Origin of the sequence: Thiohalocapsa halophila, assembly GCF_016583825.1 — a bacterium.
Lineage (GTDB): Bacteria > Pseudomonadota > Gammaproteobacteria > Chromatiales > Chromatiaceae > Thiohalocapsa > Thiohalocapsa halophila.
Genome location: NZ_NRRV01000038.1, coordinates 1 through 16419 on the forward strand (window position 1 = coordinate 1; position 16419 = coordinate 16419).

Here is a 16419-nt window from a genome sequence, read left to right on the forward strand (position 1 = left end):
GCTAGGGGCTAGGGGCTAGGGGCTGTTGCAGCGCTGCGAAAACTCTGAGGCCAGGCGATCATGTGCGACAGGCGGACTGAAGTCCGCCTGCCTCGGGGTGCCGACTGGAGTCGGCGTACCCGGGGCGGGCTCGCGACTTTCCCGATGGTGCTCTGGCAGTGGTGCGCTGGGGACTAGGCGCAGCTTGCCCCGACCTAGCACCTAGCCCCTCGCTCCTAGCCCCTCGCCCCCAGAAACTCGTTACTCTGATCCCCTAGCCAGCCGTCCGAGCCAGCCGTCCCTATGGTCAACCGCATTTTCGCCACCGAAGCCATCCACAACGACCGCCGCGATTGGCACAACCTGCGCAGCATGGTGCCCTTCCTATGGGAGTTCCGCGGGCGCGCGGCGCTGGCGCTGGGCTGCCTGGTGCTGGCGAAGTTCGCCAATGTCGGTGTGCCCATCGTGCTCAAGGACATCGTGGATGCCTTTGAGAACGCCGAGGCGCAGATGCTGGTGCTGCCGGTATCCCTATTGCTGGCCTACGGCTTGCTCAAATTGGCCGGCTCGCTGTTCAATGAGCTGCGGGACGTGATCTTCGCGCGGGTGCGCTACCGGGCCATGCGGCGGCTCTCTACCCGGGTGCTCGAGCACCTGCACAAGCTCTCGCTGCGCTACCACCTGGAGCGCCAGAGCGGTGCCGTGAGCCGGGACCTGGAGCGGGGCACGCGCTCGGTGTCCACCATCATGAATTATCTGGTATTCAGCGTGATCCCGGTGTTGGTGGAGTTCACGCTGGTGGCCGCTGTGCTGCTGACCAAGTACGCCCTCGTCTTCACCCTGGTGATCTTTGGCACCGTGGTGATCTACGTCGGCTTTACCTTCGCGATCACCGAGTGGCGCATGGATTACCGCCGGCGCATGAACGTGCTCGACAGCCAGGCCAACACCCAGGCCTTCGACAGCCTGCTCAACTACGAGACGGTCAAGTACTTCGGCAACGAGAAGATGGAGCTGGAGCGCTACGACGGGACCTTAAGCGAGTGGGAGGAGTACGCCGTCAAGAGCCAGAGCTCCATGTCACTTTTGAACTTCGGCCAGGGCAGCATTATCGCGCTCGGCGTCACCGTGATCATGTTCTTCGCGGCGCAGGGCGTCGTGGACGGCAGCATGAGCATCGGCGATCTGGTGCTGGTGAACGCCTTCATGCTTCAGCTGTTCATCCCGTTGGGCTTCCTCGGCATCGTCTACCGCCAGATCAAGTATGCGCTGGCGGACATGGACCTGGTGTTCAAGCTGCTGGAGCGCGAGCCGGAGATCGAAGACGAGCCCGATGCGCCGGCGCTCAAGCTCAGCCGCGGCGCCGTGCGCTTCGAGCACGTGGATTTCCACTACACACCCGACCGGGCCATCCTGCGCGACGTGGACTTCCGGGTGGAGCCGGGGGAGAAGGTCGCCGTGGTGGGCCACAGTGGCGCCGGCAAGTCCACCCTGGCGCGGCTGCTGTTTCGCTCCTACGACGTCTCCGGCGGGCGCATCCTGATCGACGACCAGGACATCCGTGCGGTCACCCAAGAGAGCCTGCGCGCAGGCATCGGCATCGTCCCGCAGGACACCGTGCTGTTCAACGACAGCATCCGCTACAACCTCGCCTACGGCCGCCCGGAGGCGCGCTTCGAGGAGCTGGAGCAGGCCGCCGATCTGGCCCACATCCGCAAGTTCATCGAGGGCCTGCCGGAGGGCTGGGACACCATCGTCGGCGAGCGCGGCCTCAAGCTCTCCGGCGGCGAGAAGCAGCGCGTCGCCATCGCCCGGGCCATCCTCAAACGCCCGCGCATGATGGTCTTCGACGAGGCCACCTCCTCGCTGGACAGCCAGACCGAGCAGGCCATCCAGCAGACCCTGGCGGAGGTGGCCGAGCACCACACCACGCTCGCCATCGCCCACCGCCTGTCCACCATCGTCGACGCCGACCGGATTCTGGTCATGGACGCCGGGCGCATCGTCGAGCACGGCAGCCATTCCAAGCTTCTCGCCGACGCCGGCGTCTATGCCGCCATGTGGGAGCTGCAGCAGCGCGAGCGGGAAGAGGCGGGTGTCGAGCGGCCGTAGCCGCCGGCGTGGCAAGGCCGATTCGCGTGCGGGCACGCGTGCAATGAGCCTCGCATTGCGCGCCGAGGCCGCCGCGGCCCCGCAGCGACCGACCGGACCCAAGGCCCCGCTGCCGTCCTGACCTGCACGGCCTTGCAGCCGGCGCCGGCGCGCTTAGCGCTCGTCGCAGGCAAGCGGCGCCGGCGATTGCGCGTTGTGCGATGCGTGTCCGGATGCCGTGCCCGCGCCCGCCCTATGCTAACTAGGCAGCGGTCCCGAGCCTTACTCGGGGCCAGCGCAGACAGGATAACGACGAGAGGCGGCAATGGACGTACAGGGGCTCGCTTACACCGCGGCGCAGGGCTGGTCACGGGCCGAGCTCCCGGCGCTCGACAGCGATCAGACGCTGGTATTGGCCTTCGGCGACAGCGAGTATCTGGACGATCCCGAGCCCTTGGAGGCGCTGCGGCGCGCCTATCCGCGGTCCGTGCTGGCGGGCTGCTCTTCCGCCGGCGAGATCCTGGGGCCGACGGTGTCCGAGCGCGGCCTGGCGGTGGCCGTGGCTCGGTTCGCGCAGACGCGGCTCGCAATCGAGACCTTGGCGCTGTCGGCGAGCAGCGACTCGTATGCCGCCGGTGCCGCCCTGGCTCGGCGATTGGCTGTTCGTGCCACGGCCGCCGGCGAGCTGCGCGGAGTGCTGGTGCTGTCCGATGGCCTTAGCGTCAACGCCAGCCGGCTGGTGGACGGCTTCAATGACATCTTTCAGGGGCGTGTGATCGTCACCGGCGGGCTCGCCGGCGACGGCGATCGCTTCCGCCGCACATGGGTGCTGCACCACGGCCGCCCCGTTGCGGGGCGTGTGAGCGCTGTCGGCTTCTACGGGGCGCGGGTGCATATGGGCCACGGCTCGCGAGGGGGTTGGGACATTTTCGGGCCCGAGCGGCGCGTCACCTGGGCCGAGGGCAATGTGCTCTACGAGCTGGATGGCCGCCCGGCGCTGCGCCTCTACAAGGAGTACTTGGGCGAGATGGCCGAGGGCCTGCCTGCAACGGGATTGCGCTTTCCGCTGGCGTTGCGCGCCGACGACGGCGACCACAAGCGCCTGGTACGCACCATCATCGGCGTGGACGAGGCGTCCGAGTCCATGACCTTTGCCGGCGATATCCCCATGGGCGGGCTCGCCCGGCTCATGCGCGCGAGCTTCGACCACCTGGTGGACGGTGCCGAGGCGGCGGCGCTGATGACCCGCAACCGCGGCGCCGACGGCGCTGCCACGCTGGCGGTCGCCATCAGCTGCGTCGGCCGCCGCATGGTGCTCGGCGCCCGAGCCGAGGACGAGGTGGAGGCGACGCTGGACGCCTTGCCGGCGGGCACCCTCCAGGTGGGCTTTTATTCCTATGGTGAGCTCTCGCCCTACGCCAGCGGCGTCTGTGACCTGCACAACCAGAGCATGACCATGACGACCATACACGAGCGCTGAGTCCGGCCCCATCGGTCGGCGGAGAAGTCGCTGTGAGTGCACCGACATGAACAGATTGCTGCAACGCCAACTGCACCGCTGCGGACTCGGCCGTGACGCGGTGCCCGCAGACCCGAGCGCCTGGTGCGCGCTGCTCGATCGCATCGACGAGACCTATGTGGCGCACGAGAAGGACCGGTACCTGCTGGAGCGCGCGCTGGATGTCTCCTCGCGCGAGATGCAGTCGCTCTACGATGATCTGCGCTGCTCCTCCGAGTCCGAGATCGCGCGCGAGCGCGACAAGCTGTGGGCCATCATCAACGGGTTCAGAGACGGCTTCTGCACCCTGGACGTGACGGGGGCGCTGGTGAGCATGAATCCGGCAGCACAGGGGCTGCTGGGCGCGCGCGGCTCCATGGCGGGGGAGCCCATCCTGTACCGCTTCACACCCGCCAATGGCGAGGCGGTCACGGACCGGACGCTGGCTGCCATATTGGCGCGGGTGCGCGCCGGGGAGGAGCTGCGCGATCGGCGTGCAACCTTGCACACCTACGACGACGAGCGCCTGCCGGTGTCGATGCTCCTGTATCCCATCGTTCAGAGCGGCGAGGTCACGGGCTGTGCGCTGATGTTCAGCGACATCAGCGCCCTGGTGGACGCGGAAACCTCGCGCCGGCGCCTCGCGGCGGCCGTCGAGGCGAGTGCCGATGCCATCTATGTCACCAGTCTCGATGGCGTCATCGAGTACGTGAATCCAGCGTTCACGCGCATTACAGGCCTCAGCGCCGATGCCGCCATTGGCCGACGCCCGAGCGTGCTCGCCGACGGCAGCACACCCGAGTCCGTCTATCGTGATCTCTGGCGCACCATCACCGCCGGCGAGGTGTGGGCAGGACGTCTGCTGAACCGTCGGCACGACGGCGACGACGCGACGGCCTATTGGGCGCAGACCACCATCGCCCCGCTGCGCGACGGCGGCGGCGACCCCTGGGGCTTCGTGGCGGTGCAGCGGGACGTCTCCGCGGACGTGGCACGGGAGCAGGAGCAGGCTCGGGAGATGCGGGCCGCGGAGCTGCGGGCGCGCATCGCGGGCATCCTGCAAGGCAGCGGCGCCCTGGATCGACGGCTGCGCGCGGTGGTTGCCGCGCTGCAGGACCTCGACGGCCTCAATCTGAACGGCGCCGCGCTGGTGGTGCACCTGCAAGACGGCGATACGCCGGCAGAGCTGCTGCGCCAAGGCGAGACGCCGGCGGATTTGCCCGCAGCCCTCGCAGCACACGAGTGCGAGGGCTTCCAACCCCTGTATCTACCGGCCCTGGAGGGACTGCTGTTGCCCATCGTCCAGGCTGGACGAGTGCGCGGCGGCGCCTGGCTCGGCGGTCGGGCCGAGTCGGCGCTGACGCGTGCCCAGGTGTCGATGCTGTCGCTGGTGGCGGGGATGATCGGGGTCGCCGTTGCCGACGATCATGCCAAACAGGAGCTGGACCGGGCGCGCAGTGCGGCCATGGAGGCGGTGGCGGCCAAGTCGCGCTTCCTGGCCAACATGAGCCACGAGATCCGCACGCCCATGAACGGCGTGCTGGGCATGCTGGAGATGCTCTCGCAGACCGGGCTCGACACCGAGCAGCAGGGCTTCGTCGAGACCGCGCTGGGCTCTGCCGAGGGCCTGCTCACCGTCATCAACGACGTGCTGGATTTCTCCAAGATCGAAGCCGGCAAGCTCGACCTCGAGCACATTCCGTTCGATGTGCGCCTAGTCGCGGAGGATGTCACCACGCTGCTGTCGGCGCGGGCGCAGAGCGAGCAGCTGGAGCTCGCCTGCTACATCCCGATCGAGACCCAAACCTGTGTTGTGGGCGACCCCACGCGCCTGCGACAGGTCCTCAACAACCTGGTCGGCAATGCGGTGAAGTTCACCGAGCAGGGCGAGGTGGTGCTGCGCATCCTGCCGGTGACCGATGCCCGCAGCGACCGGGCGCACCTGCACTTCGAGGTGCAGGATACGGGCATCGGCATGACCCCGGAGCAGTCGGAGCGGCTGTTCATGCCCTTCGTCCAAGCGGATGCGGGAACGACCCGCCGCTTTGGCGGCACCGGGCTCGGGCTCGCCATCTGCAAGCAGCTGGTGGAGCTTATGGGCGGCGAGATCGGCGTCGACAGCGTCTACGGACAGGGATCGATGTTCTGGTTCACGGTGCCGTTCGAGCGCCAGCGCGCGATCCCGGCTCCGGCGGCCGACGAGACCCATCTCCAGCACCTGCGCGTTCTCGCCGTGGACGACAACGCCACCAACCGCGCCATCGTCGCCCACTACCTGAAAAGCTGGGGCATCGCCTGCGTCACCGCGCCGGACGGTTTCGAGGCGCTGAAAAGGCTCCGGGCCGCTGCGCATGCCGGCAATCCCTTCGATATCGCGCTGCTGGACATGCAAATGCCGCGTCTCGATGGCTTGGCGCTGGCACGCCGCATCAAGTCCGAGGCCGAGATTGCCGACATCGGGCTGATGATGCTCAGCTCCATGGGGCACAGCGACCCGGAGATTCGCGCGGAGGGCATCCGCTACGCCATCGCCAAGCCCATTCGCCAATCCCATCTGCATGACGCACTGGTGAGTATCGCCGGCCCGGTCCCAGTGTCCGCGGTCGGCCCCGGGGGCGCCTCGCCGCAGCAGAGCAACGCCAGCGAGCCCGAGCCGCCGCGGCCGCTGGCGGCACGTGTCCTGCTGGCGGAGGACAACGCCGTCAACCAGCGGGTGGCGATGAGCATGCTGCAGCGCCTGGGGGTCCAGGCGGACCTGGCAGAGGACGGTGCGCAGGCGGTTCGCATGGTCGGCGAGCGCGCCTACGACTTCATCCTGATGGACTGTCAAATGCCGAACATGGACGGCTTCCAGGCCACCGCGGAGCTGCGCCGTCGGACTCGTCAAGACTCCAGCGCGCACCGCGAGCCGATTGCCTGCCCGATCATCATCGCGCTCACCGCCAATGCCATGGCCGGGGACCGCGAGCGCTGCATCGCGGCAGGCATGGACGACCATCTCGCCAAGCCCCTCAAGCTGGCCGAGCTGCGCGCCTGTCTTGAGCGCTGGCTCGCGGTGTCCGACGCTGCGGCACCGCCGCCGGCGGGCGAGCCGGCGGCGCAGGCGGATGCCGATGCCATCGTGGTGGACCCGGATGTGCTGTCGAGCCTGCAAGAGCTCCTGGAAGACGGCTTCGCGCGGTTTCTTGAGCTGCTCGCCCACAAGACCACCGAGCTGATGCAGAGCCTGCAGGCGGGTGTGGATGCCGGCGACGCCGAGGCGGTATTCACCGCGGCACATGCGCTCAAGGGCAGCGTCGGCAACGTCGGCGCCGAGCCGGCGCAGGCATTGGCGCAGACGCTGGAGCACAAGGCCCGCGCCGGAGATCTCGCCGGGGCGCCCTTGATCATGGCACGACTCTGGCCGGTGCATCGGCGCCTGCTCGCCGACATCGGCGAGCTGCCCGACGCCGCGCCGCAGGGCGAGGACGCCGTCGCCGCTTATTGATGCCGGTTGCCGGCTCCGGCCGGCGCGCGCGATCACCCTTTGCTGGTCCTAACGCGGATCGGTGCCCGGGTAGCGCAGCGGCCCGAAGACCGCCTCCAGGGTCGCGAAGTCCCGTACGAGCCAGGAAGTCAGGTGGGCCTTCCCGGTGCGCGCCAGCACGGTACAGCCGTCATAGGGCAGCAGCAGCGGCACCGGTGCGACGCCGCCGGCGGCGGTTGGCACCCGCGGCCGAAAGGCGAGGGCGTTCATCGGCGTCGCCCAGTCGTCGATGACCTGCATCCAGGGCCACTGCAGGCCATAGGGGGTCTCGGGAGCGAAGGCGATGCAGTCGGCAGCGGTGGCGGCGATGACGGTCTTGAGGTTGTGTGTGGCCGTCCACCAGGCCGCGGACTTGGCCAGGATCAGCACCATCATGGCCGCCACGAGCCAGCGCAGCGGGCCACGCGGCAACGCTGCGGAGGTCGCCGGGCTCGACGCGGCGGCGCTCGGTGCGGTGAGCCGGATGAGGGCGAAGGCGAGGGTCATCAGGCCCAGCTCGGCGACGAAGACCAGCGCCGCCTTGAGCTTGATGCCGTGGCCGAACAGCAGCTCCGCCGCCACCGCCAGCGCCGCCGCCAGCACCAGCAGGCACAGGGCTGCCAGCGCCGCCGCTACGGGTGCCGCATGGCTGCCCCGCGCACGGCGCCACAGGACCCAGCCCGCCAGGAGCCCCGCCAGCACCACCGTCGCCAGCAGGACATGCTGTCCCGGTGTCTCCGTGAGCAGGTACCAAGCCAGCCCGCCCGGCGTCAGGTTGCCGCGCTCGTAGGCGTTGGCGCCGAGCAGCGTCCACAGCAGTCGCAACGCCCCGAAGCCCGCCAGCCAGAGGCCCAGCCGGCGCCATGTGCGGCGCTGTGCCGGCGTCTGCCAGGCAATGACCGCGGCGCCCGCCGCCAGCGCGAAGGCGGGCACGAAGGCCATGGGATGCAGCCCCAGCAGCAGCGGCCCGGCCGCCAGTGCATAGGCTCGCACCCAAGGACGCTCTGGCGCCAGCGCCATGGCCAGCGCCAGGGGCCAGGTGAGGTAGAGGCTGCTCAGCAGCTCGGAGACGCCGGAGAAGTTGATCAGATTGGCCAGCGCGGCCAGCAGCGGAAACACCATCAGCGCGGGCCAACGCCGGCGCACCACGAGCCAGCAGGCCAGCAGCGACAGCCAGGGCAGGGCCTGATAGCTCAGGCTGAAGGCGTGACGCACTGCCACGGCATCCAGACCCAGGCTGGCCGCGAGCCATGCCGGCAACTGCGGCAGCACCGCCGTGACGCGCAGGTTCGGCAGCAGCAGGTCGACGTCCGTTGCCAGCTTGAAGTAGTAGTACGCGCCGTCGCCGAATAGGGGCAGCCCCACCAGCGCCGCCACCAGATAGGCCGCTCCGATGAGCCAGAGGCCCACATCCAAGGTATGCCGCAGACCGGCATCGCCTGCCTGCGCTGCATCCACCCGCGACTGACTGTTCCGAAGCACGGCAACCAAAAAGAGGAAACACGGTGACGTTATACGGATTGACTGCGGGGCGGTGTATGGAGCACCTCTGGCGCCTCGAGGTCGCCGCCGGCACCGGCGTTCGGCGCCAAGGCAGGATAGCCGAGATCATGCTGTGGGCAAGCAGCGAGCGCAGCCGGGGCCGCGAGATACGGATGACTCCAGGGCGCTGTGCGCGGCCGATGAGCTGTCGGCGCCTTGGAGCTACATACACTGTCCCCGAGTTTTAGACGCCTTGGGCCTGCGTACACTGTCCGCAGGTTTTTCGTGGGAGCGGCGTCCCCGCCGCGACGGAGCTCGGCACCGCGGGCATGGCGGCGGGGTGCCTCTCTAGTTTAGCCCGCCCCGTGCAGCATCTCTGCCGCGTGGGCGCGGGTGGTGGCAGTGATCTCGGTGCCGCCGAGCATGCGGGCGATCTCATCCACCCGGGCATCGTCGGCGAGGGGGGCGATGTCGGTGTAGGTCTGGCCGTCGACGGCCTGCTTCTGCACCTTCAGCTGCTGGTGGGCCTGGGCCGCCACCTGCGGCAGGTGGGTGACGCAGAGCGCCTGGCGGGCCTCGCCTAGGCGGCGCAGCAGGCGGCCGACGATCTCCGCCACGCCGCCGCCGATGCCCACGTCCACCTCGTCGAACACCAGCGTGGGGATGCGGCCGAGCTCCGCGGTGGCCACCTGGATGGCGAGGCTAATGCGCGAGAGCTCGCCGCCGGAGGCCACCTTGGCCAGCGGCTGCAGCGGCTGGCCGGGGTTGGCGCTGACTTGGAAGGCGACGGCGTCCAGGCCCTGGGCGCCGACTTGGTCGTCGCCGGCCGTCTCCACGGCCACCGCGAACTGCCCGCCGCCCATGCCGAGCTCCTGCATGAAGCCGGTGACCGCCGCGCCGAGGCGCTGGGCGGCGCTGCGGCGCGCCTCGCTTAGGCGCCGCGCGGCCTCTAACAGGGTGCTCAGGGCCGCATCCCGGTCCGCCTGCAGGGTGCCCAGGGTCTTGTCGTCCTGCTCCAGGGCGTCGAGCTCCGCCTGCCGCTCCGCGAGGGTGTCGGCGAGCTGCGCCGGCTGGATGCGGTACTTGCGCGCGAGGTCGTGGATGCGCCCGAGGCGCTCTTCCACCTCGGCGAGCCGGCCCGGGTCCATGTCGAGGTGGTCCAGGTACTGGCGCAGGGCCGAGGCCGCTTCCTCCACCTGCACTGTGGCGCTGTCGATGAGCTCGCGGGGCTCGCTCAGGCGTGCGTCGATGTCGCTAAGACCCGCGAGCTCCGCGCCGGCGCGCCCGAGCTGATCGCGCAGGGCGCCCTCGCCCTCGTAGAGCAGCTCCACCAGCGCCGCGGCGGTGCCCTGGAGCCGGCCGAGGTTGGCGAGGCGGTGCTGCTCGGCGTCCAGCGCCTCCAGCTCGCCGTCGGCGAGGCCGAGCTCCGCCAGCTCTTCGACCTGGAAGCGCAGCAGGTCCATGCGCTCGGCGCGCTGGGTACGGGCGGCGGTGAGCTCGGCGAGGCGGGTGTCCAGCTCCCGCCAGCGCCGGTAGAGCTCGGCCACCGCCGCCGCCTGCTCGCTTTGGCCGCCGTAGGCGTCCAGCAGCGCGCGCTGGGCCGCCGGGCGCAGCAGGGACTGGTGGGCGTGCTGGCCGTGGATGTCTACCAGCAGGTCCCCCAGCGCGCGCAGCTGGGCGCCGCTGGCGGAGCGACCGTTGATGAAGGCACGGGCGCGCCCTTGGCGCACCAGCACGCGGCGGATGACGCACTCCTCGCCGTCGTCGAGGGCCTGCTCGGCGAGCCAGTCGCGCGCCTCCGGGCACTGCGCCACGTCGAAGCCGGCGCTCACCTCGGCGCGCTCACAGCCGCTGCGGATCATGTCGGCGTCGGCCTTCTCGCCCAGCGCCAGGCCGAGGGCGTCGATGAGGATGGACTTGCCGGCGCCGGTCTCGCCGGTGAGCGCGGTCATGCCGCCGGTGAGCGTCAGCTCCAGGCGGCTGACGATGACGAGATCCCGAATGGCGATGTGTGTAAGCATGGCCGGTGGATCGGTCCCGAGGGGGCTGCGGTTGCCGGTGGCCGGGGTGGCGCCGCCGGCTGCGATGCATCAGCAGGCGCCGTCCGCCCGGCGCTCGCTGGCCCAGCCGAGCTTGGCGCGCAGGATGCTGTAGTGATCATAGCCGCGCGGGTGGAGCAATTTCAGCCGGTGCGGACTGCGGCGGATGTAGATTGCCCGACCCTCCGCCAGCGGCAGGTTGATCTGGCCATCGCAGGTGAGGCGTACCTGCTCGTGCTCGTAGTCGCGGATGCGAAGCTCGATCTGGCTGTCGCCGCCGATGACCAGCGGACGGTTGCTCAGCGTATGCGGGCAGATGGGCACCAGCAGCAGGGCATCCAGGCCGGGGTGCACCAACGGGCCGCCTCCGGAGAGGGCATAGGCGGTGGAGCCGGTGGGGGTGGAGACGATGACGCCGTCGGAGCGCTGGGCGTTGACGAAGACGCCGTCGATCCAGGTCTCCAGCTCGATCATGCGCACACTGTTCCACTTGTGCACAACGATGTCGTTGACGGCGCGGCCGCTGGTGCCGTCGGTGTGCACCTCCAGCATGGCGCGGGCGTCGGCGTGGTGCTCGCCGTTTAGGATCTGGTCCAGGCGCTCTTCCAGGTGGTCCGGCGAGATGTCCACCAGGAAGCCGAGGCGCCCGAGGTTGATGCCGAGCAGGGGCACGTCCGCCGGTGCCAGCTCCCGGGCGGCGTGCAGCAGGGTGCCGTCGCCGCCGACGACGATGATGAGGTCACAGGCGGCACCGAGCGCCGGGATGCTCAGGGCAGCGCCCGCATCCCCGCCCACGGCATCGCCGGCGACGGCCGCCGACTCCGGGTCGAAGCGCACCGACAGGCCCCGCCAGCGCAGATGCGCCGCGAGCCGGGCGATGGTGCCGGCCAGCTGCGGGTCCTGGTGTTGCTTGCCGATGATGCCGGCGACTCGGAATTGGCTCATGTCTCGGTCACTGGGCGGCCACGCGCTGCGGCAGCGGGGTCGGGTGCTCGGGCGGTGTCTGCATCGCCTTGATCACGGACGGTAGCACGGGCTCGCGGGCGCGCCAACAAAGGCCCGCGCCCGGCGGCGGCGACAGCCGAGCGGGCGTGTGTTGCTGCGCCTGGACCGGCTCGTTCGGCTTGGTGTACCCCTTGTCCGCGGTTGACACCCGGCGGGGCTCGCCCTAGATTGACAGTGTTAGCACTCGCAGATGTGGAGTGCTAAGCCTGCGTCGCCGCCGGCGGCGGGCCCGCAGCGACCGCTGTGGGTGGTGGCATGCCGGCGATGGATGCCCGGCACCAGCCTTGGGTCCGTCGGCCTTCTTTCTATAATGTTGCAGTCCCATGGCCAACAGCAGTCAATCGCATACCGGCGACACCAAGTTTACGCTGTCTGGCGGGGGACAGATCAGCGAGCGCGCGCTGCACTTCCTGAAGGCCCTCATCGAGCGCCACATTCGCGACGGTCAGCCGGTGGGCTCGCGCACCCTCGCGCGCGACGCCGGGCTGGACCTGAGCCCGGCCACCGTGCGCAACGTCATGTCGGACCTCGAGGAGCTGGGGCTCGTGGCCTCGCCGCACACCTCCGCCGGGCGCATACCGACGGTGTCCGGCTACCGGCTGTTCGTCGACAGTCTGCTCACCGTCTCGCCCATGGATCATTCGCTGGTGGACAAGATGCGCTCGGGCTTCGAGCCCGGCGGCGAGTCCAAGGCGCTGATCGAATCCGCCTCGCGCCTGCTCTCCGGTGTGACGCATCTTGCCGGCCTGGTGATGGTGCCGCGGCACGAGCGCGAGGTCTTTCATCAGATCGAGCTCCTGAAGCTCTCCGGCACGCGAGTCCTTGCGATCTTGGTCACCGCCGACGGCGAGGTCCACAATCGGATCATCCACACCGAGCAGGAGTGCTCGGCATCGCACTTGCAACAGGCGTCGAACTACCTGACGGAGATGTTCTCTGGGCTCGACATGCGCGAGGTGCGCCGACGCCTGCTGGAGGACCTGAAGCAGACGCACCAGCACATGGATGCGCTCATGATGCGGGCGATGGAAATGGCCCAGCGGGTGGTGGAAGGCGCCGAGCACGAAGACGACGTGCTCATCGCCGGGCAGACCAATCTGCTGGAGTTCGAAGAGCTGGCGAACATGGAGCGCTTGAAGTCGTTGTTCCAGGCCTTCACGGAGAAACGCCAGATATTGGATCTGCTCGACCGCTGTATCGAGGCCGACGGCGTGCAGATCTTCATCGGCCAGGAGTCAGGCTTCGAGCTGCTCGACGATTGCAGCTTGGTGACGACCACTTACCGGGTCGAGGACCAGATCCTCGGCGTGCTCGGTGTCATCGGCCCCACGCGCATGGACTACCAGCGGGTGATTCCGGTGGTGGACGTGACCGCCAAACTGCTCGCGGCGGCCCTAAGGCGCCCTTAAATCGGCCCGGAGAAAAAGCCCCAGAGCCGAATGGCGCTAACTTAAGCCAGTCCGCGATATGAATCAGACACTTACGTTGAATACGATACGACGATCCAAGCTCTCCTGCGGCACAAGCGGGCGGTCTTCGCATGTCGGACGGCCTGGAGCTGTTCGGGTTGCAGGCCAAGCGCTTCGCTAAGTGACTGTTTTTATGAAGACGCCGCTTAAGTTAGTGCCATTCGCCCCAGAGCCCGCCCGCGGCCACACCACGGGCGCTACGACACAACATCCTGCGGCCGCGCCGAACACCGTCTCGGCGCGCGCCGCCAACAGCCGGCTCATCGGACGCCGGCGCGCGCGACAGCGCCGAGCCAGCGGCAGTGGTGATCCCAGCCGGGCCGCGCCGTCGCGCACAGACATTCACACGCTGGAGAGGCATGCCTACGAGAGGCAGTCCCTGGAGAAGACACCATGAGCCCGGAGCGAGATCGCCAACCCGACGACGAGACCGACGCAACGGCGGCACGGCCCGCCGACGAGCCCACGCCCGAGGAAGCCGCCGGCGGGCAGCAGCAAGCCGGCGCCGCGCCGGGCGACCTTGGCGCAGAGCAGCCCGTGGGCGGTGCAGCGGGTGACCCGCCTGTAGACAGTGAGCCCGCGGCCGACCCCACACAGCTCACCATGCTGCTGGAAGACGCCCGCGCCAAGGCGGACCAGGCGCACGACCAGCTGCTGCGCACCCGCGCCGAGATGGAGAACATGAGCCGCCGCCAGGCGAAGGAGCTGGAGAACGCGCACAAGTTCGCCCTGGAGGGCTTCATCAAAGAGCTGCTGCAGGTGCGCGACAGCCTGGAGCTCGGCTACGCCGCGGCGCAGGAGCCCGATGCCGACGTCGCCAAGCTGCGGGAGGGCACGGAGCTGACGCTCAAGCTGCTGAGCGACACCATGAGCAAGTTCGGCGTCGAGCGCATCTACCCAGAGGGCCAGCCCTTCAACCCGGACTACCACCAGGCCATGTCCATGCAGCCGCGCTCGGACCTGCCGGCGAACACCGTCACCAACGTCATCCAGACCGGCTACACGCTGAACGGCCGGCTGGTGCGCCCGGCGCTGGTGATGGTCTCCTCGGAGGCCTAAGCCGGTGCCCGACCCGGATCTGATCCCGGAGCTGATCCGGGACCTGATCCAGGACGTGATCCCGGATCTGATCTGGCTCAGACGGCTCCGGGACGCACCGGCTGCGGGGCGCAGTAGGCTTGAGAATTTCAAGGTTTTGCCCAACCTCCCTCGCAGTTTCGGCCTCTGACGGCGCGTGCCGAGGGGGCACAACCCAGATTCACCACATTGCAGATTTTGGAGAGACACCATGGGAAAGATCATCGGCATCGACCTAGGCACCACCAACTCCTGTGTCGCCGTAATGGAAGGCGACAAGCCCAAGGTCATCGAGAACGCCGAGGGTGATCGCACCACACCCAGCATCGTCGCCTACAGCAACGACGGCGAGGTGCTGGTGGGCCAGTCCGCCAAGCGCCAGGCGGTCACCAACCCGAACAACACGCTGTTCGCCATCAAGCGCCTCATCGGCCGCCGCCACGAGGATCACATCGTCTCCAAGGACAAGGAGATGGTGCCCTACAACATCGTCAAGGCCGACAACGGCGACGCCTGGGTAGAGGTGAACGGCAAGAAGATGGCCCCGCCGGAGGTCTCGGCGAAGGTCCTTCAGAAGATGAAGAAGACCGCCGAGGACTACCTGGGCGAGACCGTCACCGAGGCCGTCATCACGGTGCCGGCCTACTTCAACGATTCCCAGCGCCAGGCCACGAAAGACGCCGGGCGCATCGCTGGGCTCGAGGTCAAGCGCATCATCAACGAGCCCACGGCGGCGGCGCTCGCCTACGGCATGGACAAGAAGCGCGGCGATCAGAAAATCGCCGTCTATGACCTGGGCGGCGGCACCTTCGACATCTCCATCATCGAGATCGCCGAGATCGAGGGCGAGCACCAGTTCGAGGTGCTCTCCACCAACGGCGACACCTTCCTCGGCGGCGAGGACTTCGACCTGCGCGTCATCGACCACCTGGTGGAGGTGTTCAAGAAGGAGCAGGGCTTCGATCTGCGCAACGACCCGCTGGCGCTGCAGCGCCTGAAGGAGGCCGCCGAGAAGGCCAAGATCGAGCTCTCCGCCAGCCAGCAGACGGACATCAATCTGCCCTACATCACCGCGGACCAGACGGGGCCGAAGCACCTGAACGTCAAGCTGACCCGGGCCAAGCTGGAATCGCTGGTGGAGGATCTCATCGACCGCACCATCGCGCCCTGCCGCACGGCGCTCAAGGACGCCGGCGTCGGTGCCGGCGAGATCAACGAGGTCATCCTGGTGGGCGGCCAGACCCGCATGCCCAAGGTGCAGGAGAAGGTCGAGGAGTTCTTCGGTAAGTCCCCGCGCAAGGACGTGAATCCGGACGAGGCTGTGGCCGTGGGCGCCGCCATCCAGGGCGGCGTGCTCGGCGGCGGCGTCAAGGACGTGCTGCTGCTGGACGTCACCCCGCTGTCGTTGGGCATCGAGACCCTGGGCGGCGTCATGACCAAGCTCATCGAGAAGAACACCACCATCCCCACCAGCGCGAGCCAGGTGTTCTCCACCGCCGACGACAACCAGACGGCGGTGACGGTGCACGTGCTCCAGGGCGAGCGCGAGCGGGCCATGGACAACAAGTCCCTCGGGCGCTTCGACCTGGCGGACATCCCGCCGGCACCGCGCGGCGTGCCGCAGATCGAGGTCAAGTTCGACATCGACGCCAACGGCATCCTGAACGTCTCCGCCAAGGACAAGGCCACCGGCAAGGAGCAGTCCATCGTCATCAAGGCCAGCTCCGGTCTGTCGGACGACGAGATCGATCGCATGGTGAAGGACGCCGAGGCCCACGCCGAAGACGACAAGAAGTTCCACGAGCTGGTCGGCGCCCGCAACCAAGCGGACAGCATGATCCACGCCACCCGCAAGTCCCTGGAGCAGCTCGGCGAGGACAAGCTGGAGCCCGGCGAGAAGGACAAGATCGAGTCCGCTATCAAGGAGCTCGAAGAGGCCATGCAGGGCGAGGACAAGGAGCGCATCGAGTCCCTGACCAAGGAGCTTGGCGATGCCTCCGCCAAGATGGCCGAGCGCCTCTACGCTCAGAGCCAGGGCGGCCCCGAAGCCGGCGCCGGGTCGGCCGGAGGCGCGGGCGCCGCTGGCGGCGGCGAGAGCGGCGGCGGCGACGATGTCGTGGACGCCGAGTTCGAAGAGGTCAAGGACGACGACAAAAAGTAAGCGCGCTCGTGCTGCAAAGCCGGGACGGGAGACGCGTGGGCGCAGGCTCACGCGTCTTGATCGTTTCTGCCCGGCCGGCGGCCGATGACGCGATCATGGACGCCGGAAACGCC

General features: G+C 68.7%; 11 protein-coding genes. 7 read left to right on the top strand and 4 right to left on the bottom strand.

Annotation, left to right across the window (positions count from 1 at the left end):
* Positions 1–282: 282 nt before the first annotated feature.
* The 3 genes from CKO31_RS15275 (at position 283) to CKO31_RS15285 (ending at position 7055) form a co-directional block, all read left to right on the top strand.
* Positions 283–2091 (top strand): ABCB family ABC transporter ATP-binding protein/permease, encoded by a 1809-nt coding sequence (locus CKO31_RS15275; protein WP_200239179.1) that lies wholly within the window; start codon positions 283–285, stop codon positions 2089–2091.
* 304 nt (positions 2092–2395) lie between these two features.
* On the top strand, positions 2396–3550 hold the full coding sequence (locus CKO31_RS15280; RefSeq protein ID WP_200239181.1) for an FIST signal transduction protein: 1155 nt from the start codon (positions 2396–2398) through the stop codon (positions 3548–3550).
* Positions 3551–3596: 46 nt separating this feature from the next.
* Positions 3597–7055, top strand: a complete 3459-nt coding sequence (locus CKO31_RS15285) for a response regulator (protein ID WP_200239183.1) — start codon at positions 3597–3599, stop codon at positions 7053–7055.
* Positions 7056–7103: 48 nt separating this feature from the next.
* On the opposite strand, the gene CKO31_RS15290 is transcribed toward CKO31_RS15285, so the two are convergent.
* From CKO31_RS15290 to CKO31_RS15305, 4 genes are all read right to left on the bottom strand, one after another.
* Entirely contained in the window at positions 7104–8531 is a 1428-nt protein-coding gene (locus CKO31_RS15290) for a hypothetical protein (protein ID WP_200239185.1), read from the bottom strand.
* A 377-nt stretch (positions 8532–8908) separates the two neighbouring features.
* Positions 8909–10576: a DNA repair protein RecN gene (gene recN / locus CKO31_RS15295; protein WP_200239188.1), complete on the bottom strand. Its 1668-nt coding sequence runs from the start codon at positions 10574–10576 to the stop codon at positions 8909–8911.
* Positions 10577–10645: 69 nt separating this feature from the next.
* Positions 10646–11539, bottom strand: coding sequence for an NAD(+) kinase (locus CKO31_RS15300; protein ID WP_200239190.1), 894 nt, complete (start codon positions 11537–11539; stop codon positions 10646–10648).
* Positions 11540–11546: 7 nt separating this feature from the next.
* Positions 11547–11747, bottom strand: a complete 201-nt coding sequence (locus CKO31_RS15305) for a hypothetical protein (RefSeq protein WP_200239192.1) — start codon at positions 11745–11747, stop codon at positions 11547–11549.
* 175 nt (positions 11748–11922) lie between these two features.
* Here CKO31_RS15305 and hrcA point away from each other — a divergent pair, with 175 nt between their 5' ends.
* From hrcA to dnaK, 4 genes are all read left to right on the top strand, one after another.
* Positions 11923–13008: a heat-inducible transcriptional repressor HrcA gene (gene hrcA, locus CKO31_RS15310; protein WP_200239194.1), complete on the top strand. Its 1086-nt coding sequence runs from the start codon at positions 11923–11925 to the stop codon at positions 13006–13008.
* 453 nt (positions 13009–13461) lie between these two features.
* On the top strand, positions 13462–14127 hold the full coding sequence (gene grpE, locus CKO31_RS15315; RefSeq protein WP_200239196.1) for a nucleotide exchange factor GrpE: 666 nt from the start codon (positions 13462–13464) through the stop codon (positions 14125–14127).
* A 4-nt stretch (positions 14128–14131) separates the two neighbouring features.
* Positions 14132–14296 carry a hypothetical protein gene (locus tag CKO31_RS15320; protein ID WP_200239197.1) on the top strand — a complete coding sequence of 55 codons (165 nt, stop codon included), beginning with the start codon at positions 14132–14134 and terminating at the stop codon, positions 14294–14296.
* A 60-nt stretch (positions 14297–14356) separates the two neighbouring features.
* Entirely contained in the window at positions 14357–16306 is a 1950-nt protein-coding gene (gene dnaK / locus CKO31_RS15325) for a molecular chaperone DnaK (RefSeq protein ID WP_200239199.1), read from the top strand.
* The last annotated feature ends 113 nt before the right edge of the window (positions 16307–16419 follow it).